Genomic DNA, 16780 nt, shown 5'->3' with positions numbered 1-16780 from the left:
TACCTCAAAATATTATAGGTGGCTCTCTATGTAAGAAACAGCATCGCCAACAGTAGCGATTTTTTCTGCATCCTCATCAGAAATTTCCAATTCGAATTCATCTTCAAATTGCATTACAAGTTCTACTACATCTAAGGAATCAGCACCTAAATCTTCCTTAAAACTTGCAGAAGGGATTACCTTTGATTCATCTGCATCCAGACGATCAACGATGATTTTTGTTACACGTTCTAAAACAGTTGCCATTGTCATTCACCTCCCCTCAAATCATTATATTAAATAATCTACAAAAAAACTAGGACAAATACACGAGATTTACAACTACTTAAAATAGAGGAACTTCCGTCCTGAGACTGAACGAGCCGGGTTCCACTTTTCTTTGTTGTCCAGCTCTACTTGGCTAGCTCCTCCGGTCAGAGAACCCTCTCCCCTATGGGGCTGAACAGCCAGGTTCCGCTTTTCTTTGTTGTCCAGTTCTACCCGGCTTGCTCCTTCCGTCCGGAAAACCTCACCTCATAAAGGCAAAAAGCGCCTTTTTGAGGTGAGAACTTCCGTCCTACGGAGCAGGACGAGCCGCTGAAGCTTTTCTTTCTTACATTACCATTCCGCCGTCTATTTGAATAGTTTGGCCGGTGATGTAGCTACTTTGTTCTGATGCAAGGAAGGATACAGCGTTTGCTATGTCTTTTGCTTGACCGAATCTTGCTAGCGGGATAAGTTTTAACATTTCTTGTTTCGTTTCTTCTGCTAACACATTTGTCATATCTGTTTCGATAAACCCTGGTGCGAGAGCATTTACAGTAATGTTACGAGCAGCGAGTTCTTTCGCCGCTGTTTTTGTTAAGCCAATGACACCTGCTTTTGCAGCTACATAATTTGCTTGACCTGGATTACCTATCACGCCGACAACCGAAGCTATATTAATAATACGTCCGTAGCGTTGTCTCACCATTTGGCGTGTTACCGCTTTGGTACAGACAAAAACGCCTTTTAAATTTGTTCGAATGACAGCATCCCATTCATCCTCTTTCATACGCATAAGGAGATTGTCTTTTGTTATACCTGCATTATTCACAAGAATATCAATTTTTCCAAATGTATCTACCGCAATTTTCATCATATTCGTTACTTCTTCTGTATTTGATACATCAGCACGTACAGAAATAGCTTCGCTTCCAAGTGCTTGAATTTCTTCCACTACTTCATTCGCTCTTTCTTCATTGCCAGCGAAATTCACGATGATTTTTGCGCCTTGCTTTGCTAAATCGAGAGCAATTGCACGACCTATTCCGCGCGATGCGCCTGTAACTACCGCAACTTGATCCGTTAACATGTTTATTCTCCCTTCAACTTAGAAATCGTATCATTCAAGCTCTCTTCATCATACACAGCATACGTCTTAGCCGAAGGAGCAATGGACTTCATTAAACCTGCAAGTACTTTCCCTGGTCCAACTTCAATAAATGTATCCACACCAAGTTCTACCAAACGTTCGATAGTAGGATACCACTGCACAGGTGAATAAAGTTGCTCAATTAATTTATCATGGATATCACTACTATTTGTAATAATATCTCCTGTTACATTAGCGACAACTGGTATACGAGCATCTTGTATTTGTATGTTATCTAAAACAGTTCGGAATTTTTCTGCTGCTGGCTTCATGAGAGAAGAGTGAAACGGTCCACTAACGCGAAGTGGAATCGCGCGCTTTGCACCATTTTCCTTTGCTTTTTTACAAGCAATTTCTACACCATGCTTCGTTCCTGAAATAACAATTTGCTGTCTGCTATTCATATTCGCAACTTGTACAGCATGTCCTTCATTTGTTACTTCCTCTGTCACCGCTTGCAATGCATTTGGATCCATACCAAGAATAGCAGCCATTGCACCTTCTCCGTTAGGAACCGCTTCTTCCATAAATTCGCCGCGTTTACGCACCGCATAGACAGCATCTTGAAATGAAATGGCATTCGCTGCAACGAGAGCACTATATTCACCTAGACTATGACCTGCTACATAATCAGGTGTTATATCAAATTTTTTCATCACCGTTAGAATGGCATAACTTGTTGTTAATAATGCAGGCTGAGCGTTTGTTGTTTTTGTAAGCTCTGCTTGCGGTCCTTCAAACATAATTTGTGAAAGTGGTGCTTGCAGAACTTCATCTGCTTGTTTAAATATTTGTGCAGCCTCTTCGAAACGTTCTCCTATTTGCATTCCCATACCAACCGTTTGTGATCCTTGACCTGGGAACAAAAATGCTACTTTACTCATTTTTCTTCCTCCTTTATTTGAAGTGGCGTTGCTTCTATCATGGATGTAATAGTAGGGATTACTTGCTTTGACACCATATCTCTCGTTTGACGAATGGCATTAAATATTGCAGTTTCATCCGATGATCCATGTGCTTTCACAACAGGAGCCTTAAGTCCTATTAGTGCAGCGCCCCCATATTCAGAGTAATCCATTTTTTCCTTTAGCTTCATAAGCTTTGGTTTTAACATTAAAGTAGCCAACTTACTTGTAAAAGAGCTTGTTAGTTGCTCCTTTAACATGGAAAATACGGATAATGCTGTGCCTTCAAGTGTTTTTAAAGCCACATTACCCGTAAAACCGTCACACACGATGACGTCAGCAACTCCCTGTAGTAAATCACGTGCTTCTACATTTCCAACAAAATTCAAGTTAGAATCCTTTAATAGATAAAATACATGTTTGGATAGGTCGTTTCCTTTGCCGTCCTCTGTTCCAACATTTAGTAATCCAACTCTCGGATTAGCTATCCCTCTTACCTTCTCAGCGTAAAGAGAGCCCATTACCGCATACTGATAAAGATGGATAGGCTTTGCATCCACATTTGCGCCTACATCGAGCATAACAAAACCTCTTCCATCTACAGTAGGAAGAGTCGGAGATAATGCAGGACGTTCAATTCCTTCTATTCGACCAACAACGAATAGGCCAGCCGCCATCAGCGCTCCTGTATTTCCCGCTGAAATACAAGCATCGGCTCTTCCTTCATTCACTTCTTTTGCCATTAACACCAAAGAAGATCTTTTCTTACGTCTAACTGCACGAACAGGTTCGTCGTCTCCTTCAATTACTTCTTCACTATGTATGATGGAAATACGATCTTGCTTTGTTACATACTTACGGATTTCATCTTCTTTTCCTACTAATGTAATGTGTACATCTGGGAATGTTTCGACTGCCTTCATCGCGCCGAGAACTACTGTTCTTGGTGCATGGTCACCACCCATTGCGTCGATTGCAATCTTCATATGTTTGTACCATCCTCACTATTTTTACTATATCTATACATTTCAAACGTACCAATAAAAACAATTTCGTTTCCAACAAAGCTGCTCACTTCAACAACAGATCTTCTTTTACTATTTCCAGAATCCAATACTTTCGCCTTTGCTATGACCCGTTCGTTCAATTTTACAGAACGGCGATATTGAATATTAGCCTTTGTCGTTAAAGCAACTTCATCATTTATAACAGCTACCGCTAACGAATTTGCTTGCGCAAACAAATGATGGCCTCGTGCGATGCCATTTCTCTTAAATACATGCTCTTGCTTGACATCAAAAATAGAAATTGCATGATGATCAAGCTCCATATCAATAATTTCTCCGACTACTTCGTCCAAAGGTAATGCTTTTACATTTTCATATTGTTTGGCAGCAACGCTCTTAATACGCTCTCTGAGCTCTGGAATCGCCAATTCCAAACGGTCCAATCGAATCGTTTGAATACTCACTTGAAATGTTCGAGAAAGCTCTTCATCTGTAACAAACGGGTTTTCTCGAATTGTTTCTAATAATAATTTTTGCCGTTCTTTTTTGTTTCTCCGCATCCTATCTTAAACCTTTCGTTTTATGACTAGGTACTAATAGTAGTATATGAGGTATAGTAGCAGAATGCAACAAAAAATTATAAGTAGCACACTGTCATACTAATCTAGCTTTTCATCTTGCAGAACACCAACTTCATCTAAATAAGAACGTAAATCAGCGTATACGGGACTGTTCCAAAACGCGTGCGTTTTCACTAATAGAGCAGCATCCTCTCTAGCAATCTCTAACACTTTATAGTCATGTACCATATCGGCAACTTTAAAATCGGGAAGTCCACTTTGCTTTCTTCCAAAAAAGTCACCAGGTCCTCGAAGTTCTAAATCTTTTTCTGACAAAGCAAATCCATCGTTCGTCTCCGTCATAATTCGCATACGTTCCTTACCCACCTCTGACTTTGGATCTGCAATTAATATGCAATATGATTGTTCATTGCCTCGTCCGACTCGTCCCCTAAGCTGATGCAATTGTGATAATCCGAACCGATCAGCATCATAGATTACCATTACAGTAGCATTAGGCACGTTCACACCTACTTCTACTACGGTTGTCGAGACAAGAAGCTGCACTTCGTTTGTACTGAACTTTCGCATAGCCTCTTCTTTTTCTGCAGCAGATAAGCGTCCATGCATAAGTCCTACTTGAAATTGTTGCAAGTGATGTGTGAGCATGCTATGTAAGTCAATAGCATTTTGTACATCCAACTTTTCAGATTCTTCAATGAGCGGAGTAATCACATAAGCTTGCCGCCCTTTTTGCATTTCTTTTTCTACAAACGATATCACTCGCTCAAACATATCGTGCTTTGCCCAATACGTTTCAATTTCTTTTCTCCCTGCTGGCATTTCATCGATTATACTTACATCCATTTCCCCAAAAACAGTGATGGCCAGTGTGCGAGGAATAGGAGTGGCAGTCATAAACAAAACATCTGGCTGTTCCCCTTTTTCTCTTAACACACGTCGTTGTGCTACTCCAAAACGGTGCTGTTCATCGGTTATAACAAGCCCCAGACATTTAAAATTTACTTCATCTTGAATGAGTGCATGTGTCCCAATTAAGATATCTACCTCTCCTTTGGCAAGACGTTCTAACATTTCACGGCGACGAACTCCCTTAACAGAACTTGTCAGTAGTTCAATGGAAACATTAGTATGTACAAATAGTTGTTTCAGTGATTGTACATGCTGTTCTGCTAGAATTTCTGTTGGAACCATTAACGCCCCTTGAAATCCAGCAAGCACGGTCGCATAGAGGATGATGGCTGCTACAACCGTTTTTCCCGAACCAACATCACCTTGTAATAAACGATTCATGCGATAAGAGGATGTGAGATCATTCAATATTTCAGAAACGACACGTGTTTGCGCATTAGTAAGCGGGAAAGGTAAGCTGTTTTGAAATTGCCCAAGAGCAGCATTTGAGAAATGCTTAGTTTGTCCTGCTGCATTTTCGCGCTGGACTTTTCGAAGTGCCTGCATTTTGAGTTGAAACAAGAAAAACTCTTCATACACAAAACGTCGGCGAGCTTGCTTCAAATCTTCATGATTTAAAGGCATATGGAGTATACGCATTGCTTCCAAACGCGGAAGCAATTTATACCGCGCTCGCAATCCTTCTGGAAGCGGATCCTTCACCTCAAATTGTTTGAAAGCTTGTATAACAAACCGTCGAAGTTGCTTTACAGTTACCTTTCCTTTTACCGCATACACCGGTTCTATGGTCCGCTCTATTTTCGTAAAATGTACATTCGATGCAATAATGGTTTGACGGTGCTGATCCCATTTACCGGAAACCGTAATTTTCTCATCCATTTTTATCTTATCTTTATAATAAGGCCGGTTGAAACATACAACTTGAATTAAATAACGGCCAACAAGGAGACGAAAGGTAAGCCTAGATTTCTTTTTCCCGTAGTATTGCAAAAGTGGTAAGCTATGAATCATTCCTTCAACTGTAACTTGTTCATCGTGCTTTACCTCTTCTAAATCCTTCATCGAATAATCTTCATACCGATAGGGAAAATGTTCTAGCAAATCCTCTACTGTATACAACCCCATTTCCCCAAGCTGTTGCGACATTTCTTCTCCTATACCTTTAATTTGTGTAATAGCTATTTGCATACTCACTTGTTAGAAGCTGCACCGTAAATTTTTGCTTCTAGTGCTTTCCCGGTCGGTGTAGCTGCCAATCCTCCTTTTGCCGTTTCGCGAAGGGCTACTGGCATTGCCTGCCCAATTTTAAACATAGCACCAATTACTTCATCACAAGGAATTCTACTTGTAATCCCTGCAAGTGCCATGTCTGCAGCAACCATCGCATTCGCTGCACCCATGGCATTACGTTTGACACATGGTACTTCTACAAGCCCGGCTACTGGATCACATACAAGGCCAAGCATATTTTTAAGTGTAATTGCCATTGCATTGGCTGCTTGTTGCGGCGTTCCGCCTGCCAATTCTACAATTGCTGCAGCAGCCATTCCGCTTGCAGAGCCTACCTCAGCTTGGCATCCGCCTGACGCTCCTGAGATAGAGGCATTATTAGCTACTACATACCCAAAGGCACCTGCTGTAAATAAGAATTCTACCATTTCCTCTCGCGTGGGATGCAATTTTTCCTTTATTGCAAATAGCGTACCCGGAACTACGCCAGCCGAACCTGCTGTCGGCGTTGCACAAATCGTTCCCATTGCTGCATTTACCTCATTTGTTGCTACCGCCTTACTTACAGCATCTAACAGAACATGTCCACTTAGCGCTTTTCCGCTATTTATATACGTTTGAAGTAACACGGCATCCCCACCCGTTAATCCTGAAAAAGAACGAACTCCTTGAAGGCCTTGTTCTACCGCTTTCTCCATGACACGTAAGTTTCGTTCCATTTTATTGTAAACTTCCTCACGCGAACACCCTGTTGTATTTATTTCCTGCTGGATCATTATTTCAGCTGTTTTTACTCCATTACTTTGTGCTTTATTTACTAGTTCTTCTACATTCCGAAACATCCATACGCCTCCTTTCCTTTATTCCACCATTCTTGTTACTTGAACAATATTCGGGAGTAACTGTATTTCTTCAATAACAGAATCGTCGATATTATGATCAACCTCAATCACCATCAAGGCACTTTTTCCAATTTCTTTGCGGGATACTTCCATATGTCCAATGTTAATACGATATTTCATTAATATAGCGGTAACCAATGCAATGCTCCCATACTTATCGTTATGAACAACTAGAAGAGCAGGATGCATGCCGCTTAGTTTCAACATAAAGCCATTCAGTTCTATTATTTCAATTTTTCCACCGCCAATCGAAACTCCAACAACCTCAAGTGTATCTGTTTCATCCGATAAAGTTATGCGAGCAGTATTCGGATGGTCAGAAACCGCCTCTTCTTCTATAAACGTTACGTCAATTCCTTTTTGCTGTGCAATCATTAAGGAGTCAGGAATCCGTTGGTCAAATGTATCAAAATCTAAGATCCCACCAATGATAGCTACATCAGTGCCATGACCTTTGTATGTTTTTGCAAAAGAGCCATACAAAGAAACTTCCACCTTTGTAGGCTGTTTTCGAAACAAGTTACGTGCTACTCGTCCAATTTTTGCAGCACCTGCTGTATGAGAGCTTGAAGGGCCAATCATAATGGGGCCAATTATATCAAAAACAGATTTGTACTTCATATTAATAGCCTCCTTCGTGCCAAGAATACATCACAGTTGTAAAGATTCATGCCTAACAATCAAATCCCACTATAATCCGCAATTATTACTATTAGTATAACGATAAAAAAGAAGCAACACAAAGGGAGAAATACACTCTCCTTTTGCGTCACCTCTTTAAATAGTCATTCTTTCTATATGATCTTTACTTATTCAACAGAAAAAATAAAAGGATAAAGCGGTTGATTCCCTTTATGGATTTCAACTTCAACCTCAGGGAATTGTTCCTCTACGAATGCTTTAAGCTTAACAAGCTCCATTTCATCTACATTTTCACCTTGTAAAATCGTAACGATCTCTGAATCTTCGTCAATCATCGTTTGAAGGAGTTTCTTTCCTGCTTCTACTTCATTTTCATCTGTTACAACAATTTTTCCATCGGCTATACCCATGAAATCATTTTTCTTTATATTTATACCATCCATTTCAGTGTCACGAACGGCGTACGTAACTTGTCCAGTTTTAACATGCTGCAGTGCTTCTTTCATGTTAGCAGCGTTTTCTTCCAGACTTGCATTTGGATCAAAAACTAGCATTGCTGCCATCCCTTGTGGAACGGTTTTAGATGGAACAACAACAATATTTCCTTCCGAAACTGATGCTGCTTGCTCTGCAGTCATGACGATATTACTATTATTTGGAAGTAATATAATATTGTCCGCATTTGCTTCTTGAATGGCAGACACAATATCTTCCGTACTTGGATTCATTGTCTGTCCGCCTTCAATGACTTGATTTGCGCCAATACTCATAAACAAATCCTTAATACCCGACCCCATAGCAACCGTTACAATTCCATATGCCTGTTTTTCACTTGGAGCTTCTGTTGTAACATGATTATCTTGTAATAAATGTGTATGTTGTTCACGCATATTTTCGACTTTTAAATTAATTAGACTTCCATAGCGTTGACCATAATTCATAGCATTACCTGGATATTCGACATGAATATGTACTTTAACAATATCATCGTCAGCTACAACCAACAATGAATCTCCCATTTCACTAATTTCATTACGGAACTTTTCAACGGTAAATGACTGTTGCTTTGCTTTCTCAGCGTCTAGCTTTACCATAAATTCAGTACAATAACCATATTTAATATCTGCAGTATTTAATTGACTTTGTACGTTATGATGTTCTTGATTTATCATTTGCTCCATCGTTGGTTGAATTTCTTGCGATTGTATAGTTTCCCCTTTTAAATCAGCTAAAAACCCTTCATAGACAACGCAAAGTCCTTTACCGCCGCTATCTACTACTCCAACTTGCTTTAAAACAGGAAGCAAATCTGGTGTACGATTTAAAGAAGCATTTGCCTCCTTGACTACTTCCTCCATAAAAGAAACAAAATCATCTTCCGTTTGCGCAACGATCGTTGCCTTTTTTGCAGTATCCTTTGCAACCGTCAAAATTGTTCCTTCTACTGGCTTCATAACCGCTTTATATGCTGTTTCAACACCTGCTTCAAATCCTTGTGCGAAATCAATAGTTGATAAAACTTCTTTACTTTCAATAGCTTTTGAAAAACCTCGAAACAGCTGTGATAAGATAACACCAGAATTCCCACGTGCGCCCATTAACAGTCCTTTTGCTAACCTAACTCCAACCTCGCCTGCATGATCCATTTTAGATTTACGAACCTCACGAGATCCCGAAGTCATAGATAAATTCATGTTAGTACCGGTATCGCCATCCGGAACTGGAAAAACGTTTAGAGCGTCTACAACTTTCACATTATTGGTAAGATTGTTAGCCCCTTGCATAATCATTTGTGCGAAACGTTTTCCATCAATTAGCTTAATTGACACTGATATTTCCTCCTTAATACAATTCACGAGTTTGTTACTTTAACTCCTTGGACAAAAATATTAACTGAGTCCACTGCAAGTCCAATTGTTTGATCTAATGTATACTTTACTTTTGTTTGAACATTGTGAGCAACTTCTGAGATTTTCGTGCCATAACCCACAATAATATACATGTCAATATGTACTTCGTCATTTTCATTACGAACAATCACACCACGAGTAAAGTTTTCTTTTCTTAATATTTCTGTAAATCCGTCTTTCAACTGATTTTTAGATGCCATCCCTACAATACCGTAGCAATCTACTGCAGCGCCCCCTGCAGTCATAGCAATAACATCTGTACTAATACTAATCTGACCATATTGTGTATTTATTTCAATTGACATATGTGGTTCCCCCTTCGATAATAGTCAAAGTGAGCTAGACTACTTATATCATTATAATATACTGTAAGTAAGAAAAATACTACTTCACTAATAAGCGCTGTTGGTTATTCACAAAGATAAACAAAATAGTCCTTTGTTATTATACAACATGTACCCTAGTCATATGTCAAGTAAATTTTCTTGATTTATTATTGCATTCTCTAATCAGGTATGTTAAATTGAAATAGTGTTTTTAGGTCAAAAGTAGCCTAACATTGAAATTTCGTAGGATAAGGTAGTTAGGAGGGAATTATATATGGCTCGTGTTTGTGCAATTACTGGTAGAAAAGCACGTTCTGGCAACTCACGTTCACACGCATTGAACATAACGAAACGTACTTGGGGAGCAAACCTTCAAAAAGTTCGTATCGTTGTTAACGGTAAAGTGAAACGTGTTTATGTTTCTGCTAGAGCATTAAAATCTGGAAAAATCGAACGCGTTTAATAATAAAAAAAGAGTCTGAGACTCTTTTTTTATTTTGCATTGAAAAAAGCACCGTAATCGGTGCTTTTTTAATTCTTTTTAAACGTATTAAGAACAGCTCGCACGAGACCTCCCAGAAACTTCGGTAGCTTGATTGTATAAAATCTCATGACTTCCCTCCTACACACCATTGCTTCTGCAATATAGCAAAGAGTATGAATTAATCAGTGCTTCTTACCACCAATAATATGCCAGAAGTGAAGGAAAAAGTACCTTTTTCCGCGACAAGTTCATTGCTAATGCATAATGTAGATCCTAGAGAAAGTGTTCGATTCGAAAGCGGATATTTAAATCCTTGCAAGGAAATGCCAGAAACAAATTCAGAAACAGACAAGAAGGAAACATAAGGAAACCTACTATTTGATGCGAGCACATATGTACCTGGCTTCTTCATTTGTATTTCATTTTTACAATCAATGATCGTTAGTTCTGTTTTTTGATTGATTGCTTTCATGAGCATTTGCACATTTGCTAGTTCATGATCCAATCTCCCTCCCGTTGCCCCAAAGACACGTATACGATCCGGTTCTTGTTGCAAAGACCAGTTAATAGCCATCTCTAAATCTGTTTCGTCCTTTTCCTTTGGTACGATATGAAGTTCATCCGTTCGCTGTTTCATCCATTCTAACTCTGTCGTTGAAACCGAATCATAATCACCAAATGCTACATCGGGAACAATTCCTTGTTGAAGCAAATGATATACACCGCGGTCAACAGCCACCCAGGTTACCTCCTCTTTGTAATACTGTTCAAAGTCTGGATGAAGATGAGTTGGTCCACCTGCCAATATATGAATAATCATAGTCCCTTACCTCCGATAGAAATAGCTGAAAAAGGAGATAACATAACAGGAATAAGCCATTCCTTGCTATTTCATCTCCCGAATTTAAACATTCTTTCCAGTATATCTTTACAAAAACCATAGTGCTACTTTGAACGATGTTTACTACTATAACACTTAGCCACGAATTGCTTGAATTGCTGCCCCACGATCTTTTTGGTTATATACGGCAGATCCCGCAACTAAAACATTTGCACCGGCTTCTCTACAAAGAGCTGCTGTTACTGGATTAACACCACCATCAACTTCAATTTCAACGGTAAGATTCTTTTCTTCTACCATATTTGCCACTTCTTTAATTTTCGGCAAAACCGAATGAATAAATGATTGACCACCAAATCCCGGGTTGACAGTCATAAGCAATACCATGTCAACATCTTCAATAATATGCTTAATCATCGATACTGGTGTATGCGGATTTAGAACAACGCCCGCCTTAATCCCAAATGATTTAATGAGCCCAATCGTTCGGTGTAAATGCGGACATGCTTCTACATGCACGGTAATGATATCCGCTCCAGCTTTTGCAAAGGCAGGAATATAGTTGTCTGGATTTTCAATCATTAGATGAACATCGAGGGTTAGAGATGTAATGGGACGAATTGCTTCTACAATCAGTGATCCGATTGTAATGTTTGGAACAAAATGTCCATCCATTACATCAACATGAATATAATCCGCACCCCCTTTTTCTACATCTTTAATTTCTTCCCCTAATCTAGAAAAATCTGCTGATAATATCGATGGTGCAATTTTAATCATAACTTAATACCTCGGCTTTCTATCTCGAATCTCTTGAATAAATTGAACGTAATGATCATATCGATAACGAGGTATGATACCCGATTCAACTGCCTCTTTCACCGTACACTTTGGCTCAGACAGATGGGTACATCCTCTAAATTTACAATGTTGCTTTTGCCTCTTTAGTTCAACAAAACTTTCTGCTAAATCTTCTATATTCATATCAGTAAACTCAAGGGAGCTAAAGCCAGGCGTATCGGCAACCAGACCACTACCAACCTTTATCAGTTCAACATGACGTGTCGTATGCTTACCTCTTCCTAAATGCGTTGAAATAATATTTGTTTTTATAGCAAGTCCTGGTCGCAATCGATTAAGAAGAGAAGACTTACCAACACCAGATTGTCCTGCAACGACAGAAATGCTATTTTGCAATAATGAGTACAATTTTTCAATACTCGCTTCTTCCTGTTTAGATGTTAGCAACACTTCGTAACCAATTTTTCTATAATCTGCAACGTATTCTTCTATTTCATGTAATGCTTGCTCGTCCACTAAATCCATCTTACTAATACATATAATAGGCTTAATCCCGTTAAATTCTATAAGCACAAGAAATCGATCAAGCAGAAGTGTACTAAAATCTGGTTTCACAGCAGAAAAAACGAGAATTGCATTGTCTACATTAGCTATTGGAGGACGAACAAGCTCATTTTTCCGATGAAGAACTTCGAGAATATAACCTTCTGTTTCATTATCTGCTTGGAATTCAACTAAGTCGCCAACAAGAGGGGTTATTTTATTCTTTCGAAAAATACCACGACCTCGGCATTGCGTCACTCCTTCGTCATTTGCAACATAATAAAACCCGCTTAATGCTTTTATTATCATGCCTTGTGGCATACGCTCACTCCTTGATTCATCACTGGTACGGTACTACTTTTTCAGTAATCGTTACACCATCACGAACAATTTTATAGCGCCCTGTTTTCCCGTATGCAATTGTAAAATCTAGAGAAATCGTAGTTGACGCCGTAATCGTTTTCGTTTGAACTGGCTTATCATACGTTGTATTCATATCTTCCATATATATATCCACTGTTTGTGGCTTATTATCTGCTGTTGCCTGATACGGAATTTGTATATCACTAACTGTAACCTTTTTTGGCGGATTTGTTGAACTTACAGGATTTGAAGGATTAGTTGTAGCATCCTTCGGTCCAGATGAAATCACAACAGAAATAAGATCTCCTTCACGTACAGCTGTATCTGCTTTTGGAGTTTGTGAAATAACATTTCCTTTTGCAACTGTATCGGAGTTTTGTTGAGTCACCTCAACATTTAGCTTACTGTCCGAAATATAGCTTCTTACATGACTTTCAGTCCATCCTGTAAAATCTGCAAGCGCAATTCGTTTTGGACCATTACTAATCCAAACTCGGAACTCCTGATCTTCCTCAATTACTTCCTGACCAGCAGCAGGAGCTTGCTCAATAATTTGACCTTTTGGTTTGTCACTATCGACGTAATAAGGCGTAACACTTGCAAAGTTTTGTGTTACTTCATCTTGAATACTATCAAATGATTGACCAACATAATTCTTTACTTTTTGCTTTTTCTTTCCGCCGGATTGATAAATGGTAATCTTCGAATTTTCTTTTACTGTTGTTCCCGCTTTAGGATTTGTCTTTATAACTTTTCCCTCATCTATTTGATCGGTATATATAATTTCAGGCGTCGAAGCAACTTGAAGTCCGCTCTGACTTAATATATTAACAGCATCAGCATATGTTTTGCCTGATACATCGGGTATCTTTACATCTTTTGGAATGAAAAAGTTTGGAACAACAGCAACTGCTGCAACAATCCCCAAAGTAAGCAAAACAAATACAACAAGCAAACTAATCATCAGCTTACGCTTTGGTTTTTTCTTTTTACCTACTTCCTTATCTTTCACTGGCTCTTCTTTTGAATCCACTTTTCCTGTATTGATAATTGTCTCATCAGATTCACTTTCAGGAAAAGATTCTTGACGTATTATCGGAAGGGCTTTCGTAGCCTCTTCATCTTCTAGAATATGAAAGCGTTCCTCATTGGCCCTCTCGGGAAAAAGAGCCGTGACAATATCCTGCTTCATCTCATCAACAGATTCATAGCGATAAAAAGGATCCTTTGCCGTTGCCTTTAATATAATATTTTCTACACTTTGAGGAATATCAGGATTCCACCGCTTTACTGAAGGCGTTTCATTTTGTAAATGTTTGAGAGCAATCGACACCGCAGACTCTCCTGAAAAAGGAGGACGTCCTGTTAAAAGTTCAAACATTACAATTCCAAGTGAGTAAATATCAGATTTTTTATTTGCCACACCGCCCCGCGCTTGTTCTGGTGATAAATAATGAACAGAGCCTAAGACAGAATTTGTATGCGTAATCGTTGTTGCTGAAGTAGCCGTGGCTATTCCGAAGTCTGTAACCTTAACTACACCATCATCACGAATTAGAATGTTTTGTGGCTTAATGTCTCGGTGTACAATTTCAAAATGATGAGCATGAGACATGGCAGATGCAAGTTGCTCCATTACATCTAACGTTTCTGTTACCGATAACATTCCTTGTTGCACAATATACTGTTTCAGCGTTCTGCCTGGAACAAATTCCATTACTAGATAATAGATACCTTCTTCTTCTCCAACATCATATATATTAACTATATTAGGATGCGACAGCGTTGTTACAGATTGTGCCTCACGATGAAAGCGTTTAATAAACTCTTCGTTATTTGCATAATCTAGTCGGAGTATTTTTACAGCAACATCGCGGTCCAAAATATCGTCGTGTGCCAAATAAACATTAGCCATTCCGCCTCCGCCAATCATCTTAAGCAACTTATAACGATCATTTAGGCGTCTTCCAATCATCACGGTGTTGATCACCCACTTTCACTCACTGAATCGATGTATTGAACAATTACAAGAGTAATGTTATCTTCCCCGCCCATGTCATTTGCCTTTTGCACGAGTTCTTCTCCCTTACCTTGTAAATCTTGATTAGATAGTAAGACTTGTTGCATCTCTTGCTTTGATACCTTATTTGATAAGCCATCAGAACAAAGTAACAATTGGTCTCCATGTTCTAAAATAAGTGTTTTGCTGTCTAAATTTGCTTGTTTTTCCGTTCCTAACGCACGAAGGAGCACGTGTCTACGCGGATGAAATTCCGCATCTTCTTTTGAAATCTCCCCATATCGCACAAGTTCATTAACAAGAGAATGATCTTCAGTAACAAGCGATAATTCACCATCTGATACGATATAGCACCGACTATCTCCAATATGGCCGATGGTTACGAATGCATTCGTACAAATGGCGACGACAATGGTTGTCCCCATCCCTTTACACTCTTCATTTTCAAATGAATAATTAAATATTTGCTCGTTGATGATTTCAACATGATCATACAGCCATTCTTCTGCAAGCTTAGGGGTATCTATGCCTTGTGCTTGCTTCCAAAAGTCATGAAACAGTTGGATAGCCATCTGACTTGCTACATCTCCTGCCCGGTGACCACCCATACCATCTGCTACTATCGCTAGAATATCACCATCAACATTGTAAAAAACTCCAGCACTGTCTTCATTATGTTGACGAACCTTTCCTCTGTCGGACAGAAAAATGGTATTCATCTTTTCACCTCGTCTCCTCTTTGCGCTCCTTTGCACGCAATTGACCGCAGGCAGCATCAATATCTGAGCCTTGTTCACGGCGTATGGTAACATTGATGCCATGGCTTTTTAACGTTTTCTCGAAGCGGAAAATTTGCTCACGCGGCGTTCTAACGTAATTGCGTTCAGGAACATAATTCACTGGAATTAGATTCACATGACAAAATAAACCTTTTAGAAGCTTTGCTAATTCTTCTGCATGCTCCACTTGATCGTTTTCTCCGCCAAATAAACCGTATTCAAATGTTACGCGACGACCTGTTTTTTTTGTATAATATTTTACAGCTTCAATCAAGTCAGGAAGCTTGTATGCTCGGTTAATCGGCATTAGTTTAGAGCGTAATTCTGTATTAGGAGCATGCAAGGAAATAGCAAAGTTTATTTGCATATTTTCATCAGCAAAATCATAAATTCTTGGAATAATACCACTTGTAGAAACAGTAATATGACGAGCACCTATATGAATTCCTTGTTCATGATTTACAATGCGTAAAAACTTGACTAGATTTTCATAATTATCAAACGGTTCCCCAATTCCCATGACAACGATTGAACTTACCCGTTCTTCCATTTCATCTATAGCACGCTGTACATTTACAATTTGTGCGACGATTTCTCCCGACGCTAAATTTCGTTTCAGCCCTCCGAGTGTCGATGCACAAAATGTACATCCGATTCGGCATCCTACTTGCGTTGTAACACAAACTGAGTTTCCATATTCATGTTTCATCAATACCGTTTCAATTGAATACCCATCATGTAGTTCAAATAAAAATTTAATCGTCCCATCAGCCGAAACTTGTTTTACTAGCGTTTTCAAAGTAGTAATTTCAAAGAAATTCGTCAATTTTACTCGTAATTCCTTAGAGAGATTCGTCATCTTTTCAAAAGAATCTACTCGTTTTTTATACAGCCAATCAAATATCTGACCAGCACGAAAAACCGGTTCTCCCTGCTCCTTTAACCATGCTTGTAAATCTTGCAGCTCTAATGAATAAATAGAAGGCTTCTTAACTTCTACATTTTCATTTTTTTCAATCATCATTTCCATGCTGCTACACCCTCTTTCGTAAACATGCTATATAAAATCCATCTGTAAGGAAATAATGAGGCAAAATTTGCAATTGTCCATCTTTCACATACGGTCTTGCTACAAGCGGCA

At 39.0% G+C, this 16780-nt stretch carries 18 protein-coding genes; 1 reads left to right on the top strand and 17 read right to left on the bottom strand.

Annotation, left to right across the window (positions count from 1 at the left end):
* Window positions 1-12: 12 nt before the first annotated feature.
* The 10 genes from AC11ZT_RS04025 to AC11ZT_RS03980 all read right to left on the bottom strand — a co-directional run bounded on the left by AC11ZT_RS04025 (window position 13) and on the right by AC11ZT_RS03980 (window position 9787).
* Window positions 13-246, bottom strand: coding sequence for an acyl carrier protein (locus AC11ZT_RS04025; protein ID WP_379967197.1), 234 nt, complete (start codon window positions 244-246; stop codon window positions 13-15).
* Window positions 247-592: 346 nt separating this feature from the next.
* On the bottom strand, window positions 593-1333 hold the full coding sequence (gene fabG / locus AC11ZT_RS04020; RefSeq protein ID WP_484058368.1) for a 3-oxoacyl-[acyl-carrier-protein] reductase: 741 nt from the start codon (window positions 1331-1333) through the stop codon (window positions 593-595).
* Between the two features lie 2 nt (window positions 1334-1335).
* Window positions 1336-2277 carry an ACP S-malonyltransferase gene (fabD, locus tag AC11ZT_RS04015; RefSeq protein WP_484058367.1) on the bottom strand — a complete coding sequence of 314 codons (942 nt, stop codon included), beginning with the start codon at window positions 2275-2277 and terminating at the stop codon, window positions 1336-1338.
* A complete protein-coding gene (gene plsX, locus AC11ZT_RS04010) occupies window positions 2274-3284 on the bottom strand; it encodes a phosphate acyltransferase PlsX (RefSeq protein ID WP_484058366.1) in 1011 nt (336 codons plus the stop codon). Before plsX ends, fabD begins: the two co-directional genes overlap by 4 nt.
* The gene (fapR, locus tag AC11ZT_RS04005; protein ID WP_379967185.1) at window positions 3281-3865 is read right to left on the bottom strand and encodes a transcription factor FapR; all 585 of its coding nucleotides are present in this window, start codon (window positions 3863-3865) and stop codon (window positions 3281-3283) included. The genes plsX and fapR overlap by 4 nt, the downstream gene beginning before the upstream one ends.
* Window positions 3866-3964: 99 nt before the next feature.
* Window positions 3965-5986 (bottom strand): ATP-dependent DNA helicase RecG, encoded by a 2022-nt coding sequence (gene recG / locus AC11ZT_RS04000; protein ID WP_484058395.1) that lies wholly within the window; start codon window positions 5984-5986, stop codon window positions 3965-3967.
* Between the two features lie 2 nt (window positions 5987-5988).
* Window positions 5989-6870 carry an L-serine ammonia-lyase, iron-sulfur-dependent, subunit alpha gene (gene sdaAA, locus AC11ZT_RS03995; RefSeq protein WP_484058365.1) on the bottom strand — a complete coding sequence of 294 codons (882 nt, stop codon included), beginning with the start codon at window positions 6868-6870 and terminating at the stop codon, window positions 5989-5991.
* Window positions 6871-6888: 18 nt separating this feature from the next.
* Window positions 6889-7551, bottom strand: a complete 663-nt coding sequence (gene sdaAB / locus AC11ZT_RS03990) for an L-serine ammonia-lyase, iron-sulfur-dependent subunit beta (RefSeq protein WP_484058364.1) — start codon at window positions 7549-7551, stop codon at window positions 6889-6891.
* A gap of 188 nt (window positions 7552-7739) precedes the next feature.
* On the bottom strand, window positions 7740-9401 hold the full coding sequence (locus AC11ZT_RS03985; RefSeq protein ID WP_484058363.1) for a DAK2 domain-containing protein: 1662 nt from the start codon (window positions 9399-9401) through the stop codon (window positions 7740-7742).
* A 23-nt stretch (window positions 9402-9424) separates the two neighbouring features.
* Window positions 9425-9787, bottom strand: coding sequence for an Asp23/Gls24 family envelope stress response protein (locus AC11ZT_RS03980; protein ID WP_484058362.1), 363 nt, complete (start codon window positions 9785-9787; stop codon window positions 9425-9427).
* A 295-nt stretch (window positions 9788-10082) separates the two neighbouring features.
* On the opposite strand from AC11ZT_RS03980, the gene rpmB reads away from it, so the two are divergent.
* Window positions 10083-10271: a 50S ribosomal protein L28 gene (gene rpmB, locus AC11ZT_RS03975; protein ID WP_379967176.1), complete on the top strand. Its 189-nt coding sequence runs from the start codon at window positions 10083-10085 to the stop codon at window positions 10269-10271.
* A 68-nt stretch (window positions 10272-10339) separates the two neighbouring features.
* Here the strand turns inward: rpmB and spoVM are convergent, their stop codons facing one another.
* The 7 genes from spoVM to rlmN all read right to left on the bottom strand — a co-directional run bounded on the left by spoVM (window position 10340) and on the right by rlmN (window position 16669).
* Window positions 10340-10420, bottom strand: a complete 81-nt coding sequence (gene spoVM / locus AC11ZT_RS03970) for a stage V sporulation protein SpoVM (protein ID WP_379970248.1) — start codon at window positions 10418-10420, stop codon at window positions 10340-10342.
* Window positions 10421-10470: 50 nt separating this feature from the next.
* Window positions 10471-11112 (bottom strand): thiamine diphosphokinase, encoded by a 642-nt coding sequence (locus AC11ZT_RS03965; protein ID WP_484058361.1) that lies wholly within the window; start codon window positions 11110-11112, stop codon window positions 10471-10473.
* 156 nt (window positions 11113-11268) lie between these two features.
* The gene (gene rpe, locus AC11ZT_RS03960) at window positions 11269-11913 is read right to left on the bottom strand and encodes a ribulose-phosphate 3-epimerase (protein WP_484058360.1); all 645 of its coding nucleotides are present in this window, start codon (window positions 11911-11913) and stop codon (window positions 11269-11271) included.
* Between the two features lie 3 nt (window positions 11914-11916).
* Window positions 11917-12798, bottom strand: a complete 882-nt coding sequence (rsgA, locus tag AC11ZT_RS03955; protein ID WP_484058359.1) for a ribosome small subunit-dependent GTPase A — start codon at window positions 12796-12798, stop codon at window positions 11917-11919.
* A gap of 19 nt (window positions 12799-12817) precedes the next feature.
* The gene (gene pknB, locus AC11ZT_RS03950) at window positions 12818-14818 is read right to left on the bottom strand and encodes a Stk1 family PASTA domain-containing Ser/Thr kinase (RefSeq protein ID WP_484058358.1); all 2001 of its coding nucleotides are present in this window, start codon (window positions 14816-14818) and stop codon (window positions 12818-12820) included.
* A gap of 8 nt (window positions 14819-14826) precedes the next feature.
* The gene (locus tag AC11ZT_RS03945) at window positions 14827-15579 is read right to left on the bottom strand and encodes a Stp1/IreP family PP2C-type Ser/Thr phosphatase (protein WP_484058357.1); all 753 of its coding nucleotides are present in this window, start codon (window positions 15577-15579) and stop codon (window positions 14827-14829) included.
* Between the two features lie 4 nt (window positions 15580-15583).
* Entirely contained in the window at window positions 15584-16669 is a 1086-nt protein-coding gene (gene rlmN / locus AC11ZT_RS03940; RefSeq protein WP_484058356.1) for a dual-specificity RNA methyltransferase RlmN, read from the bottom strand.
* Window positions 16670-16780 lie beyond the last annotated feature (111 nt).

It is taken from the genome of Ectobacillus sp., from assembly GCF_056992975.1.
Note: the sequence above shows the minus strand (reverse complement) of the source record. Positions and strands in the feature narration are given on the sequence as shown.